Source organism: Bradyrhizobium sp. STM 3809 (genome assembly GCF_000239795.1).
Lineage (GTDB): Bacteria > Pseudomonadota > Alphaproteobacteria > Rhizobiales > Xanthobacteraceae > Bradyrhizobium.
Window position 1 is genome coordinate 1 of sequence record NZ_CAFJ01000204.1, and the last position, 20,149, is coordinate 20,149.

At 64.9% G+C, this 20,149-nt stretch carries 13 protein-coding genes; 5 read left to right on the top strand and 8 right to left on the bottom strand.

Annotation, left to right across the window (positions count from 1 at the left end; translation table 11 throughout):
- A partial coding sequence (locus BRAS3809_RS11170) for a glycoside hydrolase family 15 protein (RefSeq protein ID WP_063824005.1) occupies positions 1-1,785 on the top strand: 1,785 nt, incomplete at its 5' end.
- 9 nt (positions 1,786-1,794) lie between these two features.
- Here BRAS3809_RS11170 and BRAS3809_RS11175 read toward each other — a convergent pair.
- Genes BRAS3809_RS11175 through BRAS3809_RS11195 form a run of 5 tightly spaced genes read right to left on the bottom strand, consistent with a single transcriptional unit; the run spans position 1,795 to position 9,312 of the window.
- Positions 1,795-2,607 carry a Cof-type HAD-IIB family hydrolase gene (locus BRAS3809_RS11175; RefSeq protein WP_008962206.1) on the bottom strand — a complete coding sequence of 271 codons (813 nt, stop codon included), beginning with the start codon at positions 2,605-2,607 and terminating at the stop codon, positions 1,795-1,797.
- 18 nt (positions 2,608-2,625) lie between these two features.
- The gene (gene pgl / locus BRAS3809_RS11180) at positions 2,626-3,879 is read right to left on the bottom strand and encodes a 6-phosphogluconolactonase (RefSeq protein ID WP_008962207.1); all 1,254 of its coding nucleotides are present in this window, start codon (positions 3,877-3,879) and stop codon (positions 2,626-2,628) included.
- 4 nt (positions 3,880-3,883) lie between these two features.
- Positions 3,884-5,407, bottom strand: coding sequence for a glucose-6-phosphate dehydrogenase (gene zwf / locus BRAS3809_RS11185; protein WP_008962208.1), 1,524 nt, complete (start codon positions 5,405-5,407; stop codon positions 3,884-3,886).
- Positions 5,404-6,450 (bottom strand): phosphogluconate dehydrogenase (NAD(+)-dependent, decarboxylating), encoded by a 1,047-nt coding sequence (gene gnd, locus BRAS3809_RS11190; protein WP_035656065.1) that lies wholly within the window; start codon positions 6,448-6,450, stop codon positions 5,404-5,406. Before gnd ends, zwf begins: the two co-directional genes overlap by 4 nt.
- Positions 6,451-6,465: 15 nt before the next feature.
- On the bottom strand, positions 6,466-9,312 hold the full coding sequence (locus BRAS3809_RS11195; RefSeq protein WP_008962210.1) for a bifunctional transaldolase/phosoglucose isomerase: 2,847 nt from the start codon (positions 9,310-9,312) through the stop codon (positions 6,466-6,468).
- A 1,008-nt stretch (positions 9,313-10,320) separates the two neighbouring features.
- Between BRAS3809_RS11195 and BRAS3809_RS11200 the strand changes: the two genes are divergently transcribed.
- From BRAS3809_RS11200 to BRAS3809_RS11210, 3 genes are all read left to right on the top strand, one after another.
- Positions 10,321-12,264: a PrkA family serine protein kinase gene (locus tag BRAS3809_RS11200; RefSeq protein ID WP_008962211.1), complete on the top strand. Its 1,944-nt coding sequence runs from the start codon at positions 10,321-10,323 to the stop codon at positions 12,262-12,264.
- A gap of 220 nt (positions 12,265-12,484) precedes the next feature.
- Entirely contained in the window at positions 12,485-13,762 is a 1,278-nt protein-coding gene (locus BRAS3809_RS11205) for a YeaH/YhbH family protein (RefSeq protein ID WP_008962212.1), read from the top strand.
- Complete coding sequence (locus BRAS3809_RS11210) at positions 13,759-15,297, top strand: SpoVR family protein (protein WP_008962213.1); 1,539 nt, start codon at positions 13,759-13,761, stop codon at positions 15,295-15,297. Before BRAS3809_RS11205 ends, BRAS3809_RS11210 begins: the two co-directional genes overlap by 4 nt.
- Before the next feature lie 15 nt (positions 15,298-15,312).
- Here BRAS3809_RS11210 and BRAS3809_RS11215 read toward each other — a convergent pair whose 3' ends face one another.
- A complete protein-coding gene (locus tag BRAS3809_RS11215; RefSeq protein WP_008962214.1) occupies positions 15,313-15,723 on the bottom strand; it encodes a VOC family protein in 411 nt (136 codons plus the stop codon).
- A gap of 358 nt (positions 15,724-16,081) precedes the next feature.
- On the opposite strand from BRAS3809_RS11215, the gene BRAS3809_RS11220 reads away from it, so the two are divergent.
- Positions 16,082-17,353, top strand: coding sequence for a TMEM143 family protein (locus tag BRAS3809_RS11220; protein ID WP_008962215.1), 1,272 nt, complete (start codon positions 16,082-16,084; stop codon positions 17,351-17,353).
- A gap of 176 nt (positions 17,354-17,529) precedes the next feature.
- On the opposite strand, the gene BRAS3809_RS11225 is transcribed toward BRAS3809_RS11220, so the two are convergent.
- Both BRAS3809_RS11225 and BRAS3809_RS11230 read right to left on the bottom strand, forming a co-directional pair.
- Positions 17,530-18,585, bottom strand: a complete 1,056-nt coding sequence (locus tag BRAS3809_RS11225) for a 2-oxoacid:ferredoxin oxidoreductase subunit beta (RefSeq protein ID WP_008962216.1) — start codon at positions 18,583-18,585, stop codon at positions 17,530-17,532.
- 130 nt (positions 18,586-18,715) lie between these two features.
- Positions 18,716-20,149 (bottom strand): ferredoxin oxidoreductase (locus tag BRAS3809_RS11230; protein WP_035656067.1); only part of this gene is annotated, 1,434 nt, incomplete at its 5' end.

Below are 20,149 nucleotides of genomic sequence, written 5' to 3' on the forward strand. Positions count from 1 at the left end.
CTGATTGGTGATTGCGAGACGGCGGCGCTGGTGAGCCGCAACGGGTCGATCGACTGGCTGTGCTGGCCGGCGTTCGATTCCGATGCCTGCTTCGCCGCGCTGCTCGGCGATCACAACAATGGCCGCTGGCTGATCGCGCCGCGCGACGAGGTGACCATCACCTCGCGCCGCTATCGCGGCGACAGCCTCATTCTCGAAACGCGCTTCGAAGCCGCGGACGGCGTCGTCGAGCTGATCGACTTCATGCCGCCGCGCGGCAGCGCCTCCGATGTCGTCCGGCTGGTCCGCGGCGTGTCCGGCAAGGTCGCGATGCGCATGGACCTCACCATCCGCTTCGGCTTCGGCGTCGAGATCCCCTGGGTGAGACGTTCCGAGGATCGCTCGGCCCTGCTGGCGGTGTGCGGCCCCGACATGGCGGTGCTGCACACGCCGGTGGAGACGCGCGGCGAGGACATGACGACGGTGGCGGAATTCGAGGTCGCCGCCGGCGAGACCGCGCCGTTCGTGCTGACCTATGGCGCGTCGCATCTGCCGGTCCCCAAGGCGATCGACTACGAGCAGGCGCTCCGCGACACCGAGGCGTTCTGGTCCGAGTGGTCGGGCCGCTGCACCTATCAGGGCGATCATCGCGATCTCGTGCTCCGCTCCCTCATCACGCTCAAGGCGTTGACCTACGGCCCTACCGGCGGCATCGTCGCCGCACCGACCACGTCGCTGCCGGAGAAGCTCGGCGGATGGCGCAATTGGGACTATCGCTTCTGCTGGCTGCGCGACGCCACCTTCACGCTGCTGGCGCTGATGAACTCCGGCTATAGCGAGGAAGCGCTGGCCTGGCACAGCTGGCTGTTGCGCGCGGCTGCCGGCGCGCCGGCCCACATGCAGATCATGTACGGCATCATGGGCCAGCGCCGGTTGACCGAATGGGAGGCGGAATGGCTGCCGGGCTATGAAGGCTCGCAGCCCGTCCGCATCGGCAACGCCGCGCACGCGCAGCTGCAACTCGACGTCTATGGCGAGCTGATCGACGCCTTTCACCAGGCGCGGATGACCCGGCTGAAGCTAAACGACGGCACCTGGGCGCTCGAACGCGCCGTGGTCGACCATCTCACCGACGTCTGGGACAAGCCCGATCACGGCATCTGGGAGCGCCGCGGCGATGGCCGGCACTACGTGTTTTCCAAGGTCATGACCTGGGTCGCCTTCGATCGCGCCATCAAGAGCGCCGAGCGCTTCAACCTGGAGGCCCCGCTCGAACGCTGGCGGCGGATGCGGGACACCATTCATCGCGACGTCTGCGAGAAGGGCTATGATGCGGAGGTCGGCAGCTTCGTCGAGTCCTACGGGTCCAGGCTGCTCGACGCGAGCCTGCTGCTGCTGCCGGCGGTCGGTTTCCTGCCATGCTCCGATCCGCGCATCCGCGGCACCATCGCGGCCATCGAGACACATCTGGTGCGCGACGGTTTCGTGCTAAGGCACGATCCGCGCGAACAGTCGTCGCAGGAGCAGCAGCCGATCGAGGGCGCCTTCCTGGCCTGCACCCTGTGGCTGGCCGATGCGCACGTGCTCTCCGGCAACGTTGAAGAGGCGGAGAAGCTGTTCCAGCGCGTGGTCGGTATTGCCAACGATGTGGGACTGCTTGCGGAAGAATACGACCTCGATGCGCGCCGGCAGACCGGCAACTTCCCGCAGGCGCTGACGCACATCGCCCTGGTCAACACGGCGCAGAACCTGTGCAGCGCCAGGCAGACAAGCGACAAGCCGGCTAAGCAGCGCTCGGACGCCTGAGCCGGCAGCTCAACCCTGCGCGTTCTCGGCCAGGATCATCTCCATGGCGTTGGCAAAGCCCTCGTCCTGGTTCGAGGTCGTCACGCGCCTGGCCTTGCTCTTCACCTCGTCGCTCGCATTGCCCATCGCGATTGACAGTCCACTGACCTCGAACATCGCGACGTCGTTGTGCATGTCGCCGATGGTCGCGACCTGGTCGAGCGGGATGCCGAGCCGCTGCGCCATCGCGGTGACGAAGGTGCCCTTGTTGCGGCCGGGCGGGGTGATGTCGAGGTAGTAGCTCTGCGAGCGCACCGCGGTCGCCTCGGTCCCCAGGAGCTCGCGCATCTCGGCCTCGCAGCGGGCCAGTAGATCGAAGTCGCGGCTGGCGCCGACGATCTTGCAGGCGCTGGACAGATAGGGCGCGAAATCGCCGATGATGGTGGGGTCGGCGCGGATCGCGCGCTGCTCGTTCGGTACGTAGTCGCCCAGCGGATTGCGCGTCAGCCAGGCGTCCGCTGTGAACACCCAGATGTCGACGCCGCGCCGATGCAGGAGATCGATGGAGCTCTCGGCGGCGCGTGCGGGGATCAGGCTCTGCTCGAGCGGGCGCATGTCCGGTGCGATGATCGAGCTGCCGTTGAACGGGCCGACGGGCAGGTCGATCTGCAACGGCGCGATCAGAAAACCCATGCCGATCGCCGGGCGGCTCGAGGTGATGGTGAAGGCGATTCCGGCGTCGCGAAGCTCGCGCGCCGCCTTCGCGGCGCGCTCGGTCAGGACCTTGTCCTTGGTCAGCAGCGTGCCGTCGACGTCGGACACCACGAGGGCGATGCGGGTCATGAGCCGTTCCATTCGTGGTCAGGCACGATCCCGACCGATCTGAAGCTGTTGCAGGATGTCGTCGACGATGCTCTCGACCGGCGCGTCGACCGAGACCCTGACAGGGTGCTCGTCGGCCCCGGGTGGTTCCAGCGTGGCAAACTGGCTGTCGAGCAGCCCGGTCGGCATGAAATGCCCCTTGCGCTGGCCCATGCGGTCGCCGATCAATTCGCGCTCTCCCGCAAGATAGACCAGGCGGACGTCGCGGCGGTCGCCGACCAGGATCTTGCGATAGGCCTTCTTCAGCGCCGAGCAGGCGATGATGATCGGCTCGCCCTTGGCGCGGCAGCGCGCGATCTCGTCGGCGATCGCTTGCAGCCAGGGCCAGCGATCCTCGTCCGTCAGCGGCTGGCCCGCGCTCATCTTGGCGACATTGGCCGGCGGGTGAAAGCCGTCGCCGTCCTCGAACCGCCAGCCGAGCCGCCGGCCGAGCGCTTCGCCGACCGTGCTCTTGCCCGAGCTCGAAACCCCCATGATGATGAGCGCGTGCGGGAGCTTCGCCGAGTTCTCCGGCCACGCCGCGTCATCGATGAGAAACGTCGTCCGCTCGTTCGACCGCGCGCGATTGGCCGGCAGGTCTTCGCCGGCAAGCACCCGCGTCAAGATCGGCCGCTTGTCGGCGCCTCCGACCTCGAACAGCATGGTGTGGCAGGACGCAAGCACGGGCAGCGTCAGGCTGACCCGCGGCACGAATGGCGCGACATGCGCCTTGTCGACCCCCACCATCCAGCGATCCCTGACATCGACCGCGGGGTAGCCGGGAAACAGCGAGGCGACGTGACCGTCGGGGCCGATGCCGAGCAGCACAAGGTCGAACAGCGGCCGGGCCGGATCGAGCACGTCCGCGCCATAGAACGCCATCAGCTCGCGCGCATAGGCGTCCGCGCTGGTCTCTGGACTGCTTGTCTCGGTCGGGATCGGATGGATATTCGCTGCCGGAGCGCAAGCGTCGAGGAAGGCATGACGCGCCATGGTCATGTTGTGCAAGGGATCGCCAGGCGGCACGAAGCGCTCGTCGCCGATGAACCAGTGCACGCGCGGCCAGGGAATGCGATCACGATAGCTGTCGGTCGCCAGCAGCTCATAGAGCTGCTTCGGACTGGATCCTCCGGTGAGGCAGATCGCGATCCGCCCGGACTTCGCGGCGATCCGCGCGAGCAACAGATCGGCAGCGGCCTGCGCCATCGCCGCCTTGTCGGCAACACGAACGAGCTCGGGAGACGGCGTGCCCATCGCGTCAGGCCAGCTTGCGCCAGCTGCGGCCGTCGCGCGCGAGCAGATCGGCGGCGGCCTTGGGGCCTTCGCTGCCGGCTTCGTAGCTATGCAGGCCGTCGCGGCCGGCCTTCTTCCAGGCCTCGATGAAGGGCTCGACCGCCTTCCAGCCGGCCTCGACGCTGTCGGCGCGCTGGAACAGGATGTTGTCGCCGATCATGCAGTCATAGATCAGCGTCTCGTAGCCGGTGGCCGGCTCGGCCTGGAAGTAGTCCTTGTAGTTGAACCTCATCTGCACGCCGTCGGTGCGGATGGTCGGCCCGGGGATCTTGGTGTTGAACTGCAGGGTGATGCTCTGGGTCGGCTCGATGCCGATGACGAGATAGTTCTCCGCCAACGTATCGATCGGCGTGCAGCTGAACATCGCGAACGGCGCCTGCCGGAACTTGATCGCCACCTCGGTGCGCTTGGCGCCGAGCGCCTTGCCGGTGCGCAGATAGAACGGCACGCCGGCCCAGCGCCAATTGTCAATGGTCAGCTTCAGCGCCGCATAAGTCTCGGTCGCGCTGTCGGGATTGACATCCTTGCTGTTCCGATAGTCGGGCAACTCGGTGTCGCCCACCAGGCCCGCCTTGTACTGGCCGCGGACTGAGTTCAGCAGCGCTTCCTCTTCGGTGAGCGGCTGAATGGCCGACAGCACTTCGGCCTTCTCGGAGCGGACGGTGTGCGCATCGAACCGCGCCGGCGGCTCCATCGCCACCAGCGAGAGCAGCTGGAACAGATGGTTCGGCACCATGTCGCGCAGCGCGCCGGTGGCATCGTAGAAGCTGCCGCGCGTGCCGACGCCGAGCTTCTCCTCGACCGTGATCTGCACGTGATCGATGTGGTGCCGGTTCCAGATCGGCTCGAACATGCCGTTGGCGAAGCGCAGCACCAGGATGTTCTGCACCGTCTCCTTGCCGAGATAATGATCGATCCGGTAGATCTGATGCTCGGTCACGAGCTCCAGCAACTGGTCGTTGAGCTTCTTGGCCGAGGCGAGATCGGTGCCGAACGGCTTTTCCACCACCAGCCGCCGCCACGCCTTGCCGTCCTCCTTCAACAGCCCGACGCGGCCGAGCTGCTGGGCGATCGGCGCGAAAGCCGCGGGAGGCGTCGCCAGATAGAACAGCCGGTTGCCGTGCGTCTCCCGCGCGGCTTCCAGTTTCGCGAGCCGCTCCTTCAACTCGTCAAAACTGTCCGGCTCCTTCGGATCGGCTTCGATCGCGGTGACACATTGCAAGAGGCGTTGCGCGACCTCGTCCTCGATCGGCCGCGTCGCGTATTTACGCAAGCCTTCCATCAGGTTCACGCGAAGCTGCTCGCTCGACATGCCCTTGCGGGCGATGCCGACGATGCAGAAGCGGTCCGGCAGCAGGTTGCCGGCCGCGAGATTGTACAGCGACGGCAGCACGAGGCGGTGCGTGAGGTCGCCGGTCACGCCGAAAATCACGAAGGCGCAGGCCTCGGGCTTCTGATGCGGCGGCTGGTGCGGATGCAGCGGGGTCACGCGCGATCCGCCTTGTCAGCTTTGGGCTTGACGATCTCGGGCGCGCTCTGCCGCGCGGGATCAGAATGCTGCTCGGGCTCCTTGTGGCCGCCGAAGCCTTCGCGCATGGCCGACAGGATCTTCTCCGCGAAGGTGTGCTCCTGGCGCGAGCGGAAGCGCGCGAACAGCGCCGCCGTCAGCACCTCGGCCGGCACCGCCTCGTCGATCGCGGCATTCACCGTCCAGCGGCCTTCGCCGGAATCCTCGACATAGCCGGAATATTTCTCCAGCCCCGGCTGGCGCGCCAGCGCGCTGGCGGTGAGATCGAGCAGCCAGGACGGAATGACGCTGCCACGGCGCCAGACCTCGGCGACGTCGGCGAGATCGAAATCGAAGCGATGTGCCTCGGGCAGCACCGCGCTGTTGGCGTTGCGCAGGATGTCGAAGCCCTCGGCATAGGCCTGCATCAAGCCATATTCGATGCCGTTATGGATCATCTTGACGAAATGGCCGGCGCCGGTCGGGCCGGCATGGATGTAACCCTGCTCGACGCGCGGATCGCGGCCATCACGGCCGGGCGTGCGCGGGATATCGCCGATCCCGGGCGCGAGCGTCAAAAAGATCGGATCGAGCCGGTCGACGACGGCCTTGTCGCCGCCGATCATCATGCAATAGCCGCGCTCGAGGCCCCAGACGCCGCCGGAGGTGCCGACATCGACATAATGAAGGCCGCGCTGCCGCAGCGCCTGGCCGCGGCGGACGTCGTCCTGCCAGAAGCTGTTGCCGCCATCGATGATGACGTCGTCGGCCGACATCAGCTTGGTCAGTTGCTCCACGGTGGCTTCCGTGATCTTGCCGGCCGGCAGCATGATCCAGGCGTGCCGCGGCGTGGCCAGCTTGCCGACGAACTCCTCGAGGCTCGCAGCCCCGGTGGCCCCCTCCGAGACCAGCGTGGCGACCGCCTTGGCGTCGCGATCATAGACCACGCACGAATGTCCCGCGCGCATCAGGCGGCGCACGATGTTGCCGCCCATCCGCCCGAGACCGATCATTCCCAATTGCATGTGAGGAGGCCCTTCCTAGCTCAGCGCTTCCGTGATCGCGCTGTCGAGCATCTTCAGGCCCGACTTCAGATTGCCCTTGAGATGCACCCGCAAGGCGCGGCGCCCGCGCTCGGTGAGCACGTCGAAATCGCCGCGCGCCTGCGCCGCCTTGATCACGCCGAAGCTCGCGTTCTGGCCGGGTATCGGCAGGTCCTGTGCCTCATCGGCGGTGATCTGCAGGAACACGCCGCTGTCCGGTCCGCCCTTGTAGGCCTGGCCTGTCGAGTGCAGGAAGCGCGGGCCGAACTCGGCGCAGGTGGCGAGGTGCTTGGTGTCGCGCAGCCGCACGCGCATGCGCTGCAGGGCGTCGGTGTTGGCGCCGTTGTGCTCGATATAGCCGAGCAGGGCGATGTAATCGCCGTCGCCGGCGCGGCCGAGATGCGCCTTCAGCCAGGAGGCGAGCGTGCCGTCGGCCCCATGCTCGCGCAGGCTCTCGGCATTGTGCGCGTCGGTGTAGAGCTCGCAGCCCTTGATGGCGATGACGGGCTGCTCTGGCGGCAGCGCGCCGGTCCGCTCGAACGCCGCCGTCAGCTCGCGGGTCTTGATCTTGGCGGATTCGACGTCGGGCTGGTCGAACGGGTTGATGCCGAGCACGGCCCCGGCCACGGCCGTGGCGATCTCGAAGCGGAAGAACTCCTGCCCGAGCTGGTCGATCGAGTTCATGACGATGCGCACGACCGGATGACCCGCCTCTTCGAGTGCGCTGAGCTTGGCGTCGTGACCGGCCACGTCGTCGCCGTCGACCTTGATGTCGATGAAGAACCGGTCGTGACCGTAGACGTCGGGCGACGCCAAGGGCTCGCCGTCGATCGGGATCAGGCCCTTGCCTTCCTTGCCGGTGGACTCGGCGATCAGCTGCTCCGCCCAGGCGCCGAAATCGGCCACCTTCGGCGAGGCGAAGATGGTCATCTTGTCGCGCCCGTCGAGACCGGCGAGCCCCATCGCCAGCCCGAGCTGCACGCCCGGATTCTGCAGCGGCGGCACATCCGGACCGCAGGAGCGGACCATCGACAGTGCGTTCTTGATCAGCTTGCGGACGTCGATGCCGGCGGTCGCGGCCGGCACCAGGCCGAACGGCGACAGCACCGAATAGCGGCCGCCGATGGTCGGCTCACCGTGGAAGATGCGCGCAAACCCTTGCGCCTTGGCCGCCTTCTCCAGCGAGGAGCCGGGATCGGTCACGGCGATGAAGCGATGGCCGGCCTTCTTGGCGCCGATCGCCTCGCTCACGCGCGCGAAGAAATAATCCTTCATCGCGTTGGGCTCGGTGGTGCCGCCGGATTTCGAGGACACGATGAACACGGTGCTGGAGATGTCGATCTTCTTCTCCATGGCGCGCACCTGCGCCGGATCGGTGGAGTCGAGCACGTGCAGCCGGGGGAAGCCGGCCTTGCGCGGGAACGTCTTGGCGAGCACCTCAGGACCGAGGCTGGAGCCGCCCATGCCGAGCACTACCGCGTCGGAGAACTGCTGCCCCTTCACGCGCTGGGCATAGTCTTCGTAATCCGCAAGGTCGGCCTTTTCGGCGCTGCTCAGCCAGCCCAGCCATTTGTGCTCGTCCTTGCCGGTCCAGACCGAGGCATCCTTGTGCCAGAGCCGGCGGATCTTGGCGTCCTTGCGCCACTCCTCGGTGGCTGCGGCGACCTTCTTCTCCAGATCAGCAGCCGCCGCGATCGACTGCTGCCCAAGCCGCTCGCCGAGCACGACGGCGCGCTTGTGCGCGACCGCGCCGTAGAGCTTATCAGCGGCGTCGGCGAACTGCTTGACGCCGTCGACGACGAGGTCTGCGGTGATCTCGTCGAGCGAAATGCCGGTCTTCGCCAGCTCCTCCAGCGCGGCCGCGGCCGCCTCGACGTTCTCTTCGAGGCTGTCGCGCACCTCGCCATGGTCGCGGAAGGCGTCCAGCGTCGCCGGCGGCACGGTGTTGACGGTGTTCGGCCCGATCAACTCCTCGACATAGAGGACGTCGCGGTAGTCCTTGTTCTTGGTGCCGGTGGAGGCCCATAGCAGCCGCTGCGGCTTGGCGCCCTTGGCGGAGAGCTTCTCCCAGCGCTCGCCCGAGAACAGGTGCTTGTAGTCCTGATACGCCATCTTGGCGTTGGCGATCGCGATCTTGCCCTTCAGCGCGGTCAACCGTTCCTTCTCGGAGGGATCATTGGCCTGGGCGATCTTCTCGTCGAGCTGCTTGTCGACGACGCTGTCGATGCGGCTGACGAAGAACGAGGCGACGCTCGCCACATGTGACGGATCGCCGCCATCGGCAACATAGGCTTCCAAGCCGGCGAGATAGGCTTCGGCGACCTGGCGATAGACGGCTTGCGAGAACAGCAGCGTGATGTTGACGCTGATCCCCTTGGAGATCAGGTGCTGGATCGCCGGCAGGCAGGCGTCGGTCGCCGGCACCTTGATCATCAGATTCTTGCGGTCGACCGCCTTCCAGAGCTGCTCGGCCTCGGCGATCGTGCCCTTGGCGTCCATCGCCAGATAGGGCGAGACTTCCAGGCTGACGAAGCCGTCATTGCCGTCGAATTCGTCATAGACCGGTCGCAGCACGTCCGCGGCGTTCTGGATATCCTCGACCGCGACAGCCTCGAACAGCTGCGTCGGCGAGCGGTCGCCGCTCTTCAGCGCCCTGGCGATCGGCGCGTCGTATTCGTCCGAGCTCCCGATCGCCTTCTCGAAGATCGCCGGATTGGAGGTCACGCCTTTGACGCCATCCTCGTCGATCAGCCGCTTCAGGTCGCCCTTGGCGACGAAGCCGCGCGCGAGGAAGTCGAGCCAGACGGCCTGGCCGTGTCGTTCGAGTTTCTTGACGGGGTTCATTGCTGCCTATCTATGTGCTTTGGCTTGCTTTTTCAGGTTCCAGGCAGAGCCGGCCCGGTCCGGGAAACTATGCGTCAGCCAACGGAATAACGCCATTCATATTGGATTGATCCTGGTGGAATCCCAACAGCTTCGTGACGGTTTCGAGGGTGGCGGAGGCTCCTGGCAACGGCCGCATGAGCCGGCGCCCGGAGGCGCCGCAGCGGATGGAGGCAGGTGGGCAAGGGGTTGAACGGTGCGAGGCCGAGGCCCGACCTGCGGTGCTGTCTGCGCCCCGCGATGTGATCCGCCGCGCCGAAGGCGCCGTAAAGACTCGATGGGGTGCGCCTAGCGGTCCGGATGTGGTTTCAACTCGGCGGACGACACGATCGGAGCACATCATGCTGGTGTGGTCATCTTGCAAAGCGAAAGCCGCGACACATCTCCTTCATGACATGAAATCGTTTCTGCCGGACTGTCACCGCTATGTCGGGATCGCTGACAATCGATGCGCAATGCTCGACGTGTCGGCTGAAGAGTTGAGCCAGACAGAGCGGCTCACGACGCAGCGGGTCTGCGAAGCAAGGCGTCGGTCTGACGTGATGCACGCGTGTCACGCAGCATCACGAATGAATCGTTCCAGCCGTTCGATGATGCGGAGAAGACATCCGTTCATTTCCGGTTCACCGGCGTCACCGACACTCGTTCGCACGCGTCGCGGCCTTAGTTCACGCGGATTCACAACGCCTTGTGCGGCGGGACGACTACGGTGCCGGGGTATTGCGGATGTTGCGAAGCAGAGACAATAGGGTACAAATGGAAGGGATTGGCGCGGTTTTGCCGAACTATTGAGCGAAGTGCATGTTGATAGGGCATATGCTGCATGCACTTTGCGTTGCGAAAGAGGACCAAGACGGTGCCCAATAGGGGCTAGCGCGCTTCACTCTGAGTCGGTTCGAGACCAGTAGGAACGTACTTGGATCTCGGCCCGTTGCAGCAGGTGCGGCGGAACCTACGTGGAGAGGGATCATGTACAACGATTCGTTGTTCAACGCGTTCGCGAGGTCGTTCGAGGCGCGAAGCCAGACCGACATGTCGATGCAGGAATATCTAGAATCGTGTCGAACCGACCCGATGCGATACGCGAACGCCGCTGAGCGACTACTAGCTGCGATCGGTGAGCCCCAGATGATCGACACGGCCAAGGACCCACGCCTTGGCCGTATTTTTTTGAACCGCACGGTTCGCCTGTATCCAGCCTTCGCCGGCTTCTACGGCATGGAGGATACGATCGAGCGGATCGTCGGCTTCTTCCGCCACGCCGCGCAGGGCCTGGAAGAGCGCAAGCAAATCCTTTATCTGCTCGGACCGGTCGGCGGCGGCAAGTCGTCGCTCTCCGAGCGGCTGAAGCAGCTGATGGAAGTGCATCCCATCTATGTGCTGAAGGCCGGCGATGAGCTCAGCCCGGTGTTCGAATCTCCGCTCAGCCTGTTCGATCCCGACACGCTGGGACCGATGCTGGAGGAGAAATACGGCATTCCGCGCCGCCGCCTCACCGGGCTGATGAGCCCATGGTGCTACAAGCGTCTCGAAGCGTTCGGCGGCGACATCTCGCAATTCCGCGTCGCCAAGATCCAGCCGTCGCGGCTGCGCCAGATCGGCATCGCCAAGACCGAGCCGGGCGACGAGAACAACCAGGACATCTCCTCGCTGGTCGGCAAGGTCGACATCCGCAAGCTCGAGACCTACGCGCAGAACGATCCCGATGCGTACAGCTATTCGGGCGGCCTGAACCGCGCCAACCAGGGCATCCTCGAATTCGTCGAGATGTTCAAGGCGCCGATCAAGATGCTGCATCCGCTGCTGACCGCGACGCAGGAGGGCAACTATATCGGCACCGAGAATATCGGCGCGATCCCCTATAATGGCGTCATCCTCGCCCACTCCAACGAGGCCGAGTGGCAGAGCTTCAAGACCAACAAGAACAACGAGGCCTTCATCGACCGCATCTGCGTCATCAAGGTGCCGTACTGCCTGCGGACCACGGAAGAGCGTAAGATCTATGAGAAGCTGATCCAGGGCTCCGAGCTCGCCACCGCGCCCTGCGCGCCGGCGACCTTGGATACGCTGGCCCGCTTCTCCGTGATGTCGCGCCTGCGCAAGCACGAGAACTCGACCCTGTACGCCAAGATGCGGGTCTATGACGGCGAGAGCCTGAAGGAATCCGATCCCAAGGCGCGCAGCGTGCAGGAATATCGCGACGCCGCCGGGGTCGACGAGGGCATGGACGGCATCTCCACCCGCTTTGCCTTCAAGGTGCTGGCCGCGACCTACAATCACGACACGTCGGAAGTCTCCGCCGACGCCGTGCATCTGATGTATGTGCTCGAGCAGTCGATCAAGCGCGAGCAGCTGCCGGAGGAGATCGAGAAGCGCTATCTCGAATTCATCAAGGCGGACCTCGCGCCGCGCTATGCCGAGTTCATCGGCCACGAGATCCAGAAGGCTTACCTCGAATCCTACTCCGATTATGGCCAGAACCTGTTCGACCGCTACGTCGATTATGCCGACGCCTGGATCGAGGATCAGGACTTCAAGGATCCCGATACGGGACAGCTGCTCAATCGCGAGCTGCTGAACCAGGAGCTGACCAAGATCGAGAAGCCGGCCGGAATTGCCAACCCGAAGGACTTCCGCAACGAGGTTGTCAAGTTCTCGCTGCGTTCCCGGGCCCAGAACGGCGGAAAAAATCCGTCCTGGACCTCCTACGAAAAGATCCGCGAAGTCATCGAAAAGAGGATATTCTCGCAGGTCGAAGACCTTCTGCCGGTCATCTCCTTCGGCACCAAGAAGGACGGTGACACCGAGAAGAAGCACGCCGACTTCGTCCAGCGCATGGTCGAGCGCGGCTATACCGAGCGGCAGGTCCGCCGGCTGGTCGAGTGGTACATGCGGGTGAAGCAGGCGGGTTGATCGTGGTCCGGCGCCGATGTCCGCTGCACGTGCTGCAGGCCGTCGGATGACATCGGCGCCAGGACGATGACGAACGCGGAGCGTTCGGCGCTGGACGTCGTCGAAGCGTCGGACAGGAGATGATGCGGGTGCCGTGTCGGTTTGGCGCTGTACCGCGGCATCGCGGCGGGGGAGAGCAGGAGTCGAAGCCGCTGCAGCTGGAGGCGTATGGAACGTGGTCATGCACATCATTGATCGGCGCCTGAATCCGGGCGGCAAAAGTCTGGAGAACCGCCAGCGATTTTTGCGCCGCGCCAAGGCCCTGGTTCAGGGAGCGGTCAAGAAGACCTCGCAGGACCGCGACATCAAGGACGTGCTGGAGGGCGGCGAGGTCTCGATCCCGCTCGACGGCATGGACGAGCCGCGCTTCCGCCGCGAGGGCGGCACCCGCGACATGGTGCTGCCGGGCAACAAGAAGTTCATCGAAGGCGACATCCTGCCGCGCTCCGGCGACGGCAGCGGCCGCAAGTCGGGCCCCGGCCAGGGCGACAGCGAGGATGCTTTCCGCTTCGTGCTGAGCAAGGAGGAGTTCGTCAATCTGTTCCTCGACGACCTCGAGCTGCCGGATCTCGCCAAGCGCAAATTTGCCGAGGCCGAGAGCGAGGGCCTGGTGCGCGCGGGCTATTCGACCTCTGGCTCGCCAGCCAACATTTCGATCAGCCGCACCGTGACGCGGGCGCTGGCCCGCCGCGTCGCGCTGCGACGGCCGCGGCCTGAGGCCCTTGCGGAGCTCGAAGACAAGATCGCGCAGGAGACCGACGAGGACAAGAAGGCTGCGCTGGTGGCGGAGCTCGAGGCGTTGAGGGCCAAGGCCAAGCGGATTCCCTTCATCGATCCGATCGACATCCGCTACCGCCGCTTCGAGGCGGTGCCGAAGCCGATCGCGCAGGCCGTGATGTTCTGCCTGATGGACGTCTCCGGCTCGATGTCCGAGCACATGAAGGACTTGGCCAAGCGGTTCTACATGCTGCTCTACGTGTTCCTCACCCGGCGCTACCGTCACGTCGAGATCGTGTTCATCCGCCACACCGACCGCGCCGAGGAGGTCGACGAGCAGACCTTCTTCTATGGTCCGGCGTCCGGCGGCACCTTGGTCTCCAGCGCCCTGCAATGCATGCACGACATCGTCCGCTCGCGCTTCCGCCCGTCGGACTGGAACATCTATGCGGCGCAGGCCTCCGACGGCGACAATGCGACCTCTGACTCCGAGAACGTCGCGCGGCTGCTGACCGACAACATTCTCCCCGTCTCGCAGTTCTTCGCCTATCTCGAAGTCGGCGAGTCCGGAACCTATTCGTTCGAGATGCCGGACTCGGCGCTGTGGTCGCTCTATGAGCGCCTGCGCGCCAATGGCCAGCCGCTGTCGATGCGCAAGGTGCGCGACCGCAGCGAGATCTTCCCCGTCTTCCACGACCTGTTTCAGCGTCGCGGCACCACGCAGGAGAGGGCGGCATCATGAGCGGATTGCTGTTCGAGGGCGCCGACTGGAATTTCCTTACTCTGCAGCGCATCCACGATGCCTGCGAGACCGTGGCGCAAAAGGAGCTCGGGCTCGACACCTATCCCAACCAGATCGAGGTGATCACCGCCGAGCAGATGCTCGACGCCTATTCCTCGGTCGGCATGCCCTTGTTCTACAAGCACTGGTCGTTCGGCAAGCACTTCGCCTATCACGAGGCTTCGTACCGCAAGGGCCTGATGGGCCTCGCCTATGAGATCGTGATCAACTCCTCGCCCTGCATCTCCTATCTGATGGAAGAGAACACGGCGACGATGCAGACGCTCGTCATCGCGCATGCCGCGTTCGGCCACAACCACTTCTTCAAGAACAACTATCTGTTCAAGCAGTGGACCGATGCCGACGGCATCCTCGATTATCTCGATTTCGCCCGCGGCTACATCGCGCAATGCGAGGAGCGGTTCGGCCGGATGTCCGTCGAGCACACGCTCGATGCCGCGCATGCGCTGATGTCGCATGGCGTCGACCGCTATCCCGGCAAGAAGAAGCTCGACTTCCGCGAGGAGGAGAAGCGCGCCGGCAAGCGCAGGCTCTACGAGGAGGAGCAGTTCAACGATCTCTGGCGCACGGTGCCGACCGGCCCGGCCAAGACCAGCGCAGTGCTGAACGTCGAGCGCCGCCGCGCGCTGCTTGGCCTGCCGCAGGAGAACCTGCTTTACTTTCTCGAGAAGAGTGCGCCGCGGCTGGCGCCGTGGCAGCGCGAGCTGCTGCGCATCGTCCGCCATATCGCGCAGTACTTCTATCCGCAGGGCCAGACCAAGGTCATGAACGAGGGCACGGCGACCTACGTGCACTACCGCATCATGAAGCGGCTGCATGAGGAGGGCCGTCTCACCGACGGCAACTTCCTGGAGTTCCTGCAGTCCCACACCAACGTCGTGTTCCAGCCGGAGTTTGACGATCCGCGCTTCTCCGGCTTCAATCCTTACGCGCTCGGCTTCGCGATCATGCAGGACATCGAGCGCATCGTGAAGGATCCGACCGAGGAGGACCGCGAATGGTTCCCGGACATCGCCGGCACCGGCGACGAGATGGCGGTGCTGCGCGACGTCTGGGCCAATTATCGCGACGAGAGCTTCATCAGCCAGTTCCTCAGCCCCAACCTGATCCGGCACTTCCGGCTGTTCCACCTGCATGACGATCCGGCCGAGCGCGCCGGCATCCTGGTCGACGCCATCCACGACGAGCGCGGCTATCGCCGCATCCGCCGCGAACTGTCGAAGCAGTATGATGTCGGCTACATCGATCCGAACATCGAGGTCGTCGACGTCGACCTTGCCGGCGACCGCCGCCTGATGCTGCGGCATACGGTGGTCAAGGGCGCCCAGCTCAACGAGACCGACACCAAGCGCGTGCTGCAGCACCTCGCCGACCTCTGGAGCTACGACGTCCAGCTCACCGAAGTCGACGCCGCCACCGACAAAATGCTGAAGGAGTACGTGCTCAATCCCCGGATACAACCGGCGGCCGCGTAGCGCGGCCGCCAGGGGTTAGATCTCCGCGTACACTTCCAGCAGGTTTCCATCGGGATCCCTGAAGAACAGGGTGCGATGGCCGAAAGGCTGGTCCGTTGGCGGCTCCACGAGGGCGATGCCTTTGTTGATGAGCTCAGCTGCACAGTGGTCGACATCCTCGCGCGCCACTTTGAACGCCAGCTGAACCGAAGCGCTGCCCATTGGCGTCGGCTGGTCCGAGGCCAGTCGCTTGGGCTGGGCCAACGCCAAGGTGTTGGCACCGACCCGATATTCGATCCAGCCTTGCGACAGCTCGCGTCGCGGCGGGAAGCCGAGCACCTCCTCATAGAAACCGCGCATGGCCTGCCAGTCGCGCGCCAGGATGACCGTGTAGTCGATGGCACGAACTGCGCTGAACGCGGATTTGCTGCGCTCCGTGTCTGTCATAATCGTTCTCCTGTCGCCCGAAATGCGAGTTCACGCGCTTGAGTAGGCAAACGCTGCTTCTCGAAAGCCCCCGCTGCGTCATGGCCGGGCTTGACCCGGCCATCCATCCTCTTTGGAAATCTTGGAAAAGCGTGGATGCCCGGGTCAAGCCCGGGCATGACGACTTTTTTGGCAGCTCTGAGGGAGCCCAAAAACGACGGCGGTTCGCCTAATCTTCGGACGAGGCCGGAGCCCTGCCGACCGGCAGGAAACGCGAGCGAGTGGCGCAAGGTCGACAGGCCGTCTATGGTGCGCGTTGACGGCCGGCTCCTGAATGCCGGACGTTGCATGACGGCAATTGAAGCTCAGGCGTAAGCGCGTGGTTGAGACAAAGGAGACGGCGGCGAGGAGCCGGCGGGACCGGTTCATTCCGATCCGCAAGTCCGACGTCCTTGACGCAGTGATCTCGCATGGTAGCCTGGACGAGGCTCAATCGGGCGATCTGCGCCAGCTCGCGCGCATGCTCGGCGCCATCCTGCATCACGAATATTTCGACGAGCTCGATCGCCTTCGCGACGCCTATTTCGATTTCGATCCCGAGATCCCCGCCGGCCGCCATCGCTCGCAGAGCGAGAGCGACGCCGCCTATCGCAATCTCACCGACGAATTCGTCCGCGTGCTCGGCGAAGCCAACTTCATCGAGATCACCCATGACGAGATCGAGCGCGCCTTTGCCGAGCACGCGCTCGTCAGGGTCAAGTTGAAGGCGCCGATTTCGGACTTTCGCGCGGTGCGCATGTTTCGGCGCGGCCAGCACCAGGAGACGATCGAGGTCCCGATGCTGTACGGCCTGCGGCGGCGCAAGCAGGAGATCGAGGTCTATGACGACATCCTGCTGATGGTCGCGACCAAGCCCGACGAGCCGGCCAAGGCAAAGCGCAAGATCGCCGCCTGGCGCGGCCGCAACAAGATCCGCGGCGGCGCCGTGCTGTTCAAATATTTCCGCCACATCGCGCGCTTCGATCTCGAGGCGCTGCTGCCCAACGTGCGCGTGGTGATGGGCCTGCGCGAGCAGCTGACGTTAGGGGTGCCGGCGCTGGTCGGCGGCGTGCCGATCCTGCTCAAGCTGGCCTCGACCTTGACGGTGCTGTTCATCGTCGCCGGCTTCTATCTCGGCCTCAGCGGCACCGTGCACGACAACGACACCGAGCAGGCGCTGGCCGCGCTGTCCGGCCTGTTCGCGCTCGGCGCCTTCATCCTGCGGCAATGGGGCAATTTCCACCGCCAGTCGCTGATCCATCAGAAGCAGGTCACCGACAACATCTACTTCCGCAACGTCAACAACAATTCCGGCATCTTCAACTACCTGATCGGGGAGGCGGAGGATCAGGACTGGAAGGAGGCGGTGCTGGCCTATGGCGGCCTGCTGCTGGCATCGGTGCCGTTGAGCCGGGCGGCGCTGGGAAGCCACGTCGAGGAATTGCTGCAGCAGATGTTCGGATTGGGGCGGGCGTTCAATATCGATGAGGCGCTGATCAGGCTGCGGGAGTTCGGACTGGTGAGCGGTGACGACGACGCGCTGTCGGCGCGGCCGCCGCCGGAGGCGATCGCGCAGCTCGAACGTGTGTGGGCGAGTGCGCTGGGGTCCTGAGACCGGGGCCTCATGGTTCGAGACGCGCCGAAGACGGCGCTCCTCACCATGAGGGTGGGGAGTAGGGCTCACTCGGGCTACAACTTGCTAAGCACTCTGGCCTCGTCCTGAGGAGCCCGCCGGAGGCGGGCGTCTCGAAGGACGGTGACGGGCAGGCTGTTAGCCCAGCGCCCGGCTTAGCGCAGGCTCGCGTTGATCTTGTCGAGCACGCTCTGACCCGGGCACAGATCCGCCGCCTCAAGCCGGTTGAGCGGCCGTTCCACCGTGTTGAGGTGGCTGTGGAGGTCGTCCGCCTCGGGATCGACATACAGCAGCCCGGTCACGATCTGGCCTTGCGCGGCATGCTTCTGCAGGAAGGTCATCGCGCCCAGCCGGTCGTGCGGATCGTAGTCGGCGTCGATCTTGCGCAGCGCCAGCCGCGAGCCGTCGTGCTGCTCGACGATCTGCACCGTGCCGGGATCCTGGTCGATCTCGATCGGATCGCGCCCGGTCAGCACGTCCAATCGGTTCACCGCGTCATTGTGCTCACGGACGTAATCAAAACTCTTGGTCGAGCCGGCGTGGTTGTTGAACGCGATGCACGGGCTGATGACGTCGATGAACGCCGCGCCCTTGTGCCGGATCGCGCCCTCGATGATCGGCACCAGCTGCTTCTTGTCGCCGGAGAACGAGCGCGCGACATAGGTGGCCCCCAGTTGCAGCGCGATGCCGACGAGGTCGATCGGGTTATCGGTGTTGGTGACGCCCTTCTTCGACTTCGAGCCGCGATCGGCGGTGGCCGAGAACTGACCCTTGGTCAGGCCGTAGACGCCGTTGTTCTCGACGACATAGGTCATGTTGACGCCGCGCCGGATCGCATGGGCGAACTGGCCGAAGCCGATCGAGGCGGAATCGCCGTCGCCAGAGACGCCGAGATAGATCAGCTCGCGATTGGCGAGGTTGGCACCGGTCAGCACCGAGGGCATGCGGCCGTGCACGGTGTTGAAGCCGTGCGAATTGCCGAGGAAATAGTCCGGCGTCTTCGACGAGCAGCCGATGCCGGAGATCTTGGCCACCCGGTGCGGCTCGATCGACAGCTCGAAGCAGGCCTCGATGATCGAGGCCGTGATCGAATCGTGGCCGCAGCCGGCGCACAAGGTCGAGATCTTGCCCTCGTAGTCGCGATGGCTGTAGCCCAGCGCGTTCTTCCTGATGCCGGGATGCTGGAATTTCGGCTTTGCGATGTAGGTCATGGGAGCACCCTGTCACCCAGCGCCGTCATGGCCGGGCTTGTCCCGGCCATCCACGTGGGAGCACCGAGGGGAAAAGACGTGGATGCCCGGGTCAAGCCCGGGCATGACGAAGGAGAGAGTGGGGCCGACATTAAGACACCGCCTTGCGCAGCGGTGTGACCCGCATCTGGTCCTGGTGGGTCCCGATCGCGTCCGCGATGAATCGCGCGGTGATCGGCGTGCCGTCATAATGCAGGATCGGCACCAGCCGCACCGGATCGATGCCGTTCTCGTTGACGATCAGCTGGCGCAGCTGGCCGTCGCGGTTCTGCTCGACGACATAGACGAAATCGTGCTCGGCGATGAAGCTCGCGACGCTCGAATGGAACGGGAAGGCGCGGACGCGGAGGCGATCGAGCTGGTGCCCGCGCGCCTCCAGCAGGCCGATCGCCTCGTCCATCGCCGGCGCGGTCGAGCCGAAATAGATCACGCCATATTTCGTCGGCTTGGCAGCGTTGGCCTGCAGCGGCCGCGGCACCATGTCTTGCGCGGTCTGGAATTTGCGCAGCAGCCGTTGCACGTTGTCGGCATAGACGGCGCCTTCCTCCGAGTAGCGCGCATAGCGGTCGCGCGAGGTGCCGCGGGTGAAGTAGGAGCCCTTGGTCGGATGCGTGCCGGGATAGGTGCGGAACGGGATGCCGTCGCCGTCGACGTCGAGATAGCGGCCGAAGTCGCGGCCTTCCTCGAGCATCTCGGCGGTCATCACCTTGCCGCGGTCATACTGCCGGGAATCATCCCATTTCAGCGGCCGGCACAGCCGCTGGTTCATGCCGATGTCCAGGTCGAGCATCAGGAAGACGGTGGTCTGCAGGCGCTCGGCAAGATCGAACGATGCCGCCGCGAATTCGAACGCTTCGGCCGGATCCTCGGGGAACAGCATCACATGCTTGGTGTCGCCATGCGAGGCATAGCCGCAGGCGATGAGGTCGCATTGCTGCGTCCGCGTCGGCATGCCGGTCGAGGGACCTGCGCGTTGCACGTTCATGATCACGGCCGGGATCTCGGCGAAGTAGGACAGGCCGATGAACTCGGTCATCAGCGACACGCCCGGACCGGATGTGGTCGTAAAGGCGCGCGCCCCGTTCCAGGATGCGCCGACCACCATGCCGATCGAGGCGAGTTCATCCTCGGCCTGCACGATGGCGTATTTGGCCTGGCCGGTCTCCGGGTCATGCCGCAGCTTCTTGCAATGGTTGGCGAATGCTTCCGCCAGCGACGACGAGGGCGTGATCGGATACCAGGCGCACACGGTCGCGCCGCCGTAGACGGCGCCGAGCGCGGCGGCATTGTTGCCTTCGAGGAAGATGCGGTCGCCGACCTTGTCGGCCTTCCTGATGCGCAGGCCGATCGGGCATTTCAAATTCTGCAACGCCCAGTCGCGGCCGAGATGCAGCGCATGGACGTTGGAGGAGAGCAGCTTCTCCTTGCCCTTGTACTGCTCGCCGATCAATTGCTCGATCAGCTTCGGATCCATCTCGAGCAGCGCCGAGAGCGCGCCGAGATAGATGATGTTCTTGAACAGCTG

Coding starts and splice junctions, on each gene's coding strand:
- BRAS3809_RS11195 (WP_008962210.1), bottom strand. CDS start 9,312: ATGAACCCCGTCAAGAAACTCGAACGACACGGCCAGGCCGTCTGGCTC.
- BRAS3809_RS11225 (WP_008962216.1), bottom strand. CDS start 18,585: ATGACCTACATCGCAAAGCCGAAATTCCAGCATCCCGGCATCAGGAAG.
- BRAS3809_RS11215 (WP_008962214.1), bottom strand. CDS start 15,723: ATGACAGACACGGAGCGCAGCAAATCCGCGTTCAGCGCAGTTCGTGCC.
- BRAS3809_RS11175 (WP_008962206.1), bottom strand. CDS start 2,607: ATGACCCGCATCGCCCTCGTGGTGTCCGACGTCGACGGCACGCTGCTG.
- gnd (WP_035656065.1), bottom strand. CDS start 6,450: ATGCAATTGGGAATGATCGGTCTCGGGCGGATGGGCGGCAACATCGTG.
- BRAS3809_RS11205 (WP_008962212.1), top strand. CDS start 12,485: ATGCACATCATTGATCGGCGCCTGAATCCGGGCGGCAAAAGTCTGGAG.
- BRAS3809_RS11210 (WP_008962213.1), top strand. CDS start 13,759: ATGAGCGGATTGCTGTTCGAGGGCGCCGACTGGAATTTCCTTACTCTG.
- BRAS3809_RS11200 (WP_008962211.1), top strand. CDS start 10,321: ATGTACAACGATTCGTTGTTCAACGCGTTCGCGAGGTCGTTCGAGGCG.
- pgl (WP_008962207.1), bottom strand. CDS start 3,879: ATGGGCACGCCGTCTCCCGAGCTCGTTCGTGTTGCCGACAAGGCGGCG.